The sequence below is a fragment of the Streptomyces sp. NPDC001093 genome (genome assembly GCF_040298985.1).
Classification (GTDB): Bacteria; Actinomycetota; Actinomycetes; order Streptomycetales; family Streptomycetaceae; genus Streptomyces.
Window position 1 is genome coordinate 22,939 of the sequence record NZ_JBEPBF010000124.1, and the last position, 7,949, is coordinate 30,887.

Consider the following 7,949-nt stretch of genomic DNA (forward strand, 5'->3'; position numbering starts at 1 on the left):
GCAGTCCCGTACCGGACCGGACACCCGGCGGTGCGCGGGGTGCGGGACGGTCAGAGCTGAGGGCAGGCCTTGGCGCCGAGCAGCTCGGAGATACGATCCGGCGGCACCGGGCGGGAGTACAGCCAGCCCTGGCCGGTGTCGCAGCCGATGCGGCGCAGGCGGGTGGCCTGGGCCGAGGTCTCCACGCACTCGGCGGTGACGGTCAGGCCGAGCCGGTGGGCCAGCTGGATCATCGCCTCGACGATGACCTCGTCGGCGGGGTTGGGCGGAACGCCCTTGGGTGCCTCCTCGTACTGGAAGCCGCGCACGAAGGAGCCGTCCAGCTTCAGGACCTTCACCGGCAGCCTGCTCAGGTACGCCAGGTTCGAGTAGCCGGTGCCGAAGTCGTCGATGGCGATGCGCACGCCCATGTCGCTGAGTGCCTGCAGGGCCTGGAGCGGCCGGCCTGCCGAGCCCATCACCGCCGACTCGGTCAGCTCCAGCTGGAGCAGATGCGGGGCGAGTCCCGTCTCGGCCAGGATCCCGGCCACGTCGGCCACCAGGTCGGAGTCCCACACCTGCCGTACGGCCACGTTGACGCTGACGAAGATGGGCGGCTCCTCGGGGTGGTCCAGCTGCCAGCGGCGGGCCTGGCGGCAGGCGGTGGCGAGCGCCCAGCGGCCGAGCTGGACGATCGAGCCGTCCTCCTCGGCCAGTCCGATGAACCGATTCGGCGTCAGTGTGCCGAACTGAGGATGATTCCAGCGGATCAACGCCTCGACCCCGGACAGGCGTCCGTCCTCCATGCCGACCAACGGCTGGTATTCGAGCGCGAATTCGCCGCGGTCGATGGCGGGGCGCAGAGTGGACGACAGGGCCTGACGGGTCATCCGGTGCGCGTTGCGCTCGGGGTCGAACAGGGTCCAGCGGCCCTTGCCGTCGGCCTTCGCCCAGTACAGGGTCGTGTCCGCGGCCTGCATCAGGCCGGTGGCCGTCGTACCGGCCGCGTGCCGCTCGACGACCCCGATGGACGCCGTCAGGGACAGGCGCTGGCCCGCCAGGTCGAAGGGCTCCTCCAGGGCCTTCAGCGCCGACTCGGCGAGCTCGGCGAGCTGTTCGGTGCCGGTGGAGTCCTCCACGAGCAGCGCGAACTCGTCGCCGCCGAGCCGGGCCACCAGCGGGGTCACCGCGCGGGCGTAGCCGGCCTCGTCCGCCACCCGGGTCAGACGCTCGGCGACGGCCGCGAGCAGCCGGTCGCCGACGCGGTGGCCGAGGGTGTCGTTGACCGCCTTGAAGCCGTCGAGGTCCAGGTAGCACAGCCCGATCCGGCCGGTGCCGCTCTGCTCGTACGACTCCGCCTCCAGCGCGGCCGACAGCCGCTCGAAGAACAGCGTGCGGTTGGGCAGCCGGGTCACCGGGTCGTGCATCTGCAAGTGCCGCAGCCGCGCCTGGAGTTCACGGCGGGCGCTGATGTCGGCGACGGACAGCAGCACCCCCGGCCGGCCGTCGCCGAGCGGGGAGACGGTGACCTGCACCCACACCGAGTGCCCCTCGGGGTGCTTCAGCCGGCGGGTGCAGCGCAGCCTCGCCTGCCGGCCGCGCAGGACCTCGCGGTAGGCGTGCCAGCTGCGGGCGTCGGAGGCGAGGTCGACCAGGTCGGCGGCGACCCGCCCGGTGAGCGTGTCCGGATCGCTGCCGAGCAGCTCGCCGAAGGCCGCGTTGGCGCCGGCGACGAGTCCGGCGCGGTCCACGACGGCCATGGCGAGTGGGGCGGCCGCGAAGACACGGTGGTAGGTGGTGTAGTCACTGTCTGTGACGGCTGACCGGTCGAGGTCTGCCGCGGGCGTCGGCCCTTCGGACGTTCCGCTCACCGCTCGCTCCCGCAGTGCACTCGATCTGAGTCCGTGCCTGTCCGTGCCGGAAAGTGTGCCGATCATAGAGGCTGGCCCCGGGCCCTTCCAGCCACTGTCCAGTGTCCCGGACGGAGCACAGTTTCTGACAGATCGTTTCTGCCCGCACGTGGACGGGTTCTTCAGGCCCCCGACCAGTTGTGACGTTCCGTGAGTGTTCCGGGGTGTCGGGCGCCGGAGCGCGCCGGCGCTTTCGGGGGCGCGCTCACCCTTGTGGTGCAGGCGAACAGGGCATAGCGCAATAAATACCAGCAATCTGGATGCGGGTCCCGTGAACCGCGTCCGGAGGTCATGGCCGTGACCAAGCTGCGCAGCACCGCCGCCGTGTGCACCACGCTGTCGGCGCTCGCCGCGACATCGATCCTCGGCGGCCCGTCGGCCGCCGAGCCCTTCTCCACGGCCCCCTGCGCCCTGCACCGGAGCGACGCCCACCACTCCGAGGGCGCGGACTCCTGGAACTCCGACTACACCCGCCCGACCGGCGCGCTCGACGCCGTGATGGTCTTCCTCTCCTTCCCGGACGCCGCCCCGCGCACCACGCCCGCCGAGCTCGCCGCCGACCACTTCCCGGCCACCAGCCACTACTACGAGCAGGCCTCCTACGGCAGGTTCACCCTCCGCCCGCACGCCTTGCGGCACTGGCTGCGCATGCCCCGGCCGTCCACGGCGTACGCCATAAAGCGGGACTGGGACGTGGACGACCGGGCCGCCTACCTCCAGGACGCGTTCGCCGTGGCCGACAAGGAGGTCGACTTCTCCCGCTACCAGGTCGTGTACTTCGTCGCCGACCCGGACGCGCCCGGCGTCGACTCGGACGCCACGAAGGTCGTGAACCTCGACACACCCGTCCACGTGGACGGCATCGACATCCACCGGGTCGTCACCGTCTTCGAGAAGCACCCGCCGGACCACCTCGTCCTCGCCCACGAGACCGGCCACATGTTCGACCTGCCCGACCTCTACCACCGCCCGGTCGACGGCAAGGGCGACTGGGACACCTACGTCGGCGACTGGGATCTGATGGGCAGCCAGTTCGGGCTGTCACCCGACATGTTCGCCTGGCACAAGTGGAAGCTGGGCTGGCTGGATCCGCGCCAGGTGGTGTGCGTGCGCGGCGCACGGCCGACCCGGCTGACCCTGGAGCCGCTGGAGGCCGGCCCGGGCATCCCGGTGCAGGGCGCGGCGGGCACCCCCGCCTTCGGCCTCGGGCACGGGGTGAAGCTGGCGATCGTGCGCACCGGGCCCGACAGCGCCCTGGCCTTCGAGGCACGCGGCACGGGCGGCAACGACCGGGCCACCTGCCGGCAGGGCGTCCTCGTGTACCGCGTCAGAAGCGGAGCGGAGTCCGGCGGCGGCCCGGTGGAGGTCGTGGACGCCCACCCGCACACCGAGGCCTGCTGGGAGAGCTCGGTCTACCCGCCCCTCGCCGACGCCCCGGTCGCCCTCGGCGAGAGCTTCACCGTGCCCGGGGAAGGCGTCCAGGTGGAGGTGGAGGGGAGGACGGCTTCGGGGGCGTGGACGGTGAGGATCACGCCGGGGATCAGGGACTAGGGGCGCATGCGCACATACGAGAACGGCGGGGCCGGATTCTTTCGAACCGGCCCCGCCGTTTCCTTCGCGTGCGCCGCCAGGGACTCGAACCCCGGACCCGCTGATTAAGAGTCAGCTGCTCTAACCAACTGAGCTAGCGGCGCCTGCTGACATCGTAGACCTTAGCATCCTGGTCGGCGGGAGGAAAAATCGAAATCCGCACGGCGGCGCGGGCCGCTCGCACGGCCGCCCAGAGCACGACTTCCGGGCCGGGCAGCCAGGGGTGACGGTTGTCCGGAGCGACCAGCCAGCGGGAGTCACCGGGGGTGTCGCAGCCGGCCGGCGCTGGGACGGTCACCGCGTCGCCCGTGCCGTGACACAGCAGCGGCGGCACCGCCTGCGTACGGTTCGAGCCCCACTCCTCCCACGCCAGCAGCGAGGGCAGCCGCTGGGCCGTGCCCGGCGCGGCGAACAGCAGCACGCGGCCCCGGAACACCGCGACCGGGCCCGAGCCCGGGCCGTCGTCCCACAGCCGGTCCAGCATCCGGCGGCCGAAGATCGCCGGGGCGCTCACCACGTCGAAGACGGTGCCGCAGGGCAGGACGACCGGGGCGTCCGGGCGCTCCTCCCAGAGGGCGAGGGTGCTCCGCGGATACGTGCCCGCCGAGGCGAGCCAGTCGACGCCGTCGGAGGTGACGCGGGTGACGTTCGGTGCGCTGCTCATGCCACCTACATGTACCGGCCGTGAGTGCGCGGTTCTTCTGAGTTGCGGAAAACCGGGACAAGGGGGTGTGGGCAGGAGTATCTTGCCCGCCTGGCATATGCCAGGCGCGGATCACACCGGATCGGGGTACGTCCGCCCCTCGCTGTTGCCCCGCATCAGGTCCCGGCCGAACTCGACCATCTTCTTCGCGTAGTCCTCGGTCCACTCCGCCCGCTCGGCGATGTCCGCCGGGGTCAGCCGGTCGAAGCGGCGCGGGTCGGCGAGCTGGGCCGCCGCGACGGCCTGGAACTCCAGGGCCCGGTCGGCGGCCGCACGGAACGCCTGGGTCAGCTCCGTGGCCCTGGCCAGCAGCGCGCGCGGATCCTCGATCGACTCCAGGTCGAAGAAGTGCTCGGGATCGCCGGCCGCCTCCGCGGGCTCGAAGATCAGAGGCGCGGGGCGTAGCCGCGGTTCATTCCGACGCGGCGTGGGCTCCGCCATGTCCTGTCTCCTCCTCGTACGGTTCGCTCGGCACCGCCTTCAGGTGGGCCACCGTCCATTGTCCCGCGCCCCCGCAAGGGGCCCTCAAGGTCGAAGGCTCACCCTGTGTTCCGCCACTCTCCGGGCCGGGCCGGCACTCGTGTGCGCTCATGGTCGCCAGTCCACCCTGTGTTCCGTCAGGTGTGCCAGGACCGCGTGGTTCGCCTCCCAGCCGTCCGGGGCTGTAACCATGTGCCGCCTCCGGCGGCGTGCCGGACTGCGTCCGGCGGTGGGGTGGTGTGGCGCTGATCGCCCGTGGGCGGGTGCCGGAGGGGTGGTCATGGTCGCCAGCTCACCCTGTGTTCCGTCAGGTGTGCCAGGACCGCGTGGTTCGCCTCCCAGCCGTCCGGGAATTTCACCAGCGTGCCCAGCTGGACGGGTTCCGTGGACGGGTAGGCGTCCAGGAGGTCGCCGACGCCCGCGCGGCAGACCATGATGCAGGCGTGCCGGTGCCGGGAGGCCAGGACGCACAGGCGGCCGGTCTCCAGGTGGAAGGCGGTGGCGTCGGGGCGGCCCGAGAGTGGGTGCAGGACGACCGTGACGTCGTACTCCCGGCCCTGGAGACGGTTCGCGGTGTCCACCGTGACGTCCGCCACGCCCAGCTCGGCGAGCGCCGTGCGCACCGCCGCCGCCTGGTCGCGGTGGGCCGTGCCGACGGCGACGCGGTCGGCGGTGAGGGGCGCGGGCTCATCCGAGCGCTCGGAGAACGCCGCGCCGCCTCTGTCCAGCAGACGGCGCACGACGGTCGCCACCGCCCGCACCGCCTCGGGATCCGTGCGCGGGGTGTGCCGGGCGGGCAGCTCCAGCAGGCCCCAGCCGGACTCCGCCGCCTCGTCGATCACCCGGTCAGGGCCGGAGCCGTCCGAGGGGACCGCGAAGGCCAGTCGGCGGTCGCCGTGGCCGGTGCCGCTGCGGAAGGGGGTGTACGGATAGAACGCGTCCGAGATCAGGGGGGCCGCGGAGGCCGGGAGGCGCCAGGAGACCGGGAGGCGGTGCTGGGGAAGGCCGGGGTTGTGGGCCAGCAGGGTGGTCACGGCGGAGGCCGAGGGGTCGTACGACAGCCCCGCCCACTGCTCGCTGCCGACGATCGCGAACGGGTCCAGCTGCCCGGGGTCGCCGACGAACAGCGCCCGCTCGAACAGGCCCGCCACGGCCAGCAGGGAGTCCGAGCGCATCTGGTACGCCTCGTCCACGATCGCGTGCCGCCAGGGCTCGTCGGCCTTCACATGCGCCCACTTCGCCGCCGTGGACAGCACGACCGGCAGGCCGTTCAGGTCGGCCGCCTTCGCCGACGTGCGGACCTGCGGCAGGTCGTCCAGCGCCTTGTCGTAGGGGTCGCTGTCGCTGCTGTGCAGCCGGCCGACCGGCAGGTCCGGGTTCTTCTCGGCGAGCCGGAGGACGAGATCGTCCACCTGGGCGTTCGTCTGCGCCACGACCATCAACGGGCGCCCGGCGTCGGCCAGTTCGAGGGCCGCGCGGACCACGAGCGTCGACTTGCCGGCGCCCGGCGGGGAGTCCACGACCACACCGCGCTCGCTGCCGTGCAGGGTGTCGTGGAGGATCGCCTCTGTGGCGCGGGCGGCAGCGGCTCCGGGGTCGAAGTCGACCGTCGTCACAGGACGTCCTCCTCGGTGATGGGGTCGGCCGCCTCCTGGACGGCCTCACCCGGCGGGCCGCCGTGGGTCCACGGGGTCTCCTCCGGGTCGGGCAGCTTCGCGCCGCCGCGCTGCTCGTGCTCGAACAGGGTGAAGCAGATCCGGTCGCCCTTCTCCGGCACCGAACCGGGCTCCGGCTCCTTGCCGCGGCCCATCTTGTCCAGGACGCGGAGGACCAGCACACCTCCGTCCGAGGAGCCCTCGTACCCGACGAACTCCGCCGACTGCGGCTTGCCGCCCAGCGAGCGGTACGCCTTCGCCCGCTCGGCGAGATGCGGCCGGTCGTCCGTGCGGACCGTCACCAGCGGGCGCGGGCTCGGCCGCTTGCCCTCGCTGTACGCCATGACGACATCGGTCACCTCACCCGCGAACGCCTCCCCGGTCAGCCGCCGCCCCGCCATCACCAGCGGGTCGTCCAGCGCCTCCTGCGCCTCCAGCCGGGCCTGCTCGCGCTCGCGCGTGGCCAGCTTGTTCGCCGCCGTCACCGCGTCGTCCCGGCGCGGCTGCGGGGGCTCGCCCGCCAGCACCCGGTCGCGGTGCCCGGTGAAGGACCAGCGGTCGCGGGTCCAGCGCTCCTCCACGTGCGCGCCCTCCGGCAGCGCCCGCAGCAGGTCCAGGCCCCGCCACACCGCGTCCCAGGTGGGCCGGGTGCGGCTTTCCACCAGGTCGCGGATCTCCCGCTCGGCCGCCGTGAGCGCGGCCAGCCGGTCGTCGGCGGCCAGGGCGTCCTCGGCGGCGGCGAGTGCGGTGCGCGCGCGGTCGTAGCGCTCGATCGCGGGGGCCAGCAGCCTGTTGTCGAACGCCGGGTCGGTGGCGGGTCCGGCCGGCGGGCACAGCAGCTGGCCGGCGGCGTCCCGGGCGAGCTCGGCCCGGCGCGCGGCCTCGGCGCCGGAGGTGCCCTCCGGAGGGTCGATCCAGGCGAGCAGCGCGCCCAGGTGCTGGTCCTCCAGGCTGGACTGGCCGGTCGCCCAGTGCCGGGACAGCACGTCGGTGAGGGCCAGGAGGAGGGAGGAGCCGGGAACGCGGGAGCGCTCGCCGTAGTGGGTGAGCCAGCGGCCCAGCAGCGGCACCCGGGGCGGCGCCGGATAGGGGGTTTCAGGGTCCTGCTCGGCGGTCCGGCGGAACCGCATCGAGCGGCCCAGCAGCCGTACGAAGTCCAGGCCGGCCCGGCTCGGCACGATCAGCTGGGGGGCGTCCGCGCACAGCTCCACCTCGACCTTGACCCGCTTGCCGGTCTCCGGGTCGGTCTCGGTGCGCTCGGCCGCCTCCACCGACTCGGCGCAGGAGTCGATGTACGGCAGGACGACGTCGGCCAGTTCGGCGAGGAAGGCGAAGCGCAGGTCGCGGTCGCGGGGCTGCGGTACGACCAGCAGGCGCGGCGCGTCCCGGTCGGTGCCGACCAGCGCGCCGAGCGGGGCGCCCGCCTCACCGGCGGTGGTGAGCGGCACGAACACCAGCGGGCGCGTCGACAGATGGCGGTGCCGGACGGTAGCGGCGGGCTGGGCCCGGCCGCTGCTGACGGCCTCGAGCCGGGAGAGGGCGGCGATCAGGGACACGGGGCGACCTCCCGGTGGGCCTATCACCCGCGCCCAGATCCTGCGGGCGGCGCGGAACTTGGCGACCTCCTCCAGC

General features: G+C 73.2%; 6 protein-coding genes and 1 tRNA gene. 1 reads left to right on the top strand and 6 read right to left on the bottom strand.

Going from position 1 to position 7,949, the window contains the following annotated elements:
• Nucleotides 1-50: 50 nt before the first annotated feature.
• A complete protein-coding gene (locus tag ABT288_RS39580) occupies nucleotides 51-1,850 on the bottom strand; it encodes a putative bifunctional diguanylate cyclase/phosphodiesterase (protein WP_351618742.1) in 1,800 nt (599 codons plus the stop codon).
• Nucleotides 1,851-2,180: 330 nt separating this feature from the next.
• Here ABT288_RS39580 and ABT288_RS39585 point away from each other — a divergent pair, with 330 nt between their 5' ends.
• Nucleotides 2,181-3,440: a M6 family metalloprotease domain-containing protein gene (locus ABT288_RS39585; protein ID WP_351618745.1), complete on the top strand. Its 1,260-nt coding sequence runs from the start codon at nucleotides 2,181-2,183 to the stop codon at nucleotides 3,438-3,440.
• Between the two features lie 69 nt (nucleotides 3,441-3,509).
• On the opposite strand, the gene ABT288_RS39590 is transcribed toward ABT288_RS39585, so the two are convergent.
• The 5 genes from ABT288_RS39590 to ABT288_RS39610 all read right to left on the bottom strand — a co-directional run bounded on the left by ABT288_RS39590 (nucleotide 3,510) and on the right by ABT288_RS39610 (nucleotide 7,873).
• A tRNA-Lys gene (locus ABT288_RS39590) sits at nucleotides 3,510-3,583 on the bottom strand.
• Nucleotides 3,574-4,143 carry a bifunctional DNA primase/polymerase gene (locus ABT288_RS39595; RefSeq protein WP_351618748.1) on the bottom strand — a complete coding sequence of 190 codons (570 nt, stop codon included), beginning with the start codon at nucleotides 4,141-4,143 and terminating at the stop codon, nucleotides 3,574-3,576. Before ABT288_RS39595 ends, ABT288_RS39590 begins: the two co-directional genes overlap by 10 nt.
• Before the next feature lie 111 nt (nucleotides 4,144-4,254).
• Nucleotides 4,255-4,623: a DUF8844 domain-containing protein gene (locus tag ABT288_RS39600; RefSeq protein WP_351618750.1), complete on the bottom strand. Its 369-nt coding sequence runs from the start codon at nucleotides 4,621-4,623 to the stop codon at nucleotides 4,255-4,257.
• Between the two features lie 317 nt (nucleotides 4,624-4,940).
• Nucleotides 4,941-6,278, bottom strand: coding sequence for an AAA domain-containing protein (locus ABT288_RS39605; RefSeq protein WP_351618753.1), 1,338 nt, complete (start codon nucleotides 6,276-6,278; stop codon nucleotides 4,941-4,943).
• Entirely contained in the window at nucleotides 6,275-7,873 is a 1,599-nt protein-coding gene (locus ABT288_RS39610) for a hypothetical protein (RefSeq protein ID WP_351618755.1), read from the bottom strand. The genes ABT288_RS39605 and ABT288_RS39610 overlap by 4 nt, the downstream gene beginning before the upstream one ends.
• Nucleotides 7,874-7,949 lie beyond the last annotated feature (76 nt).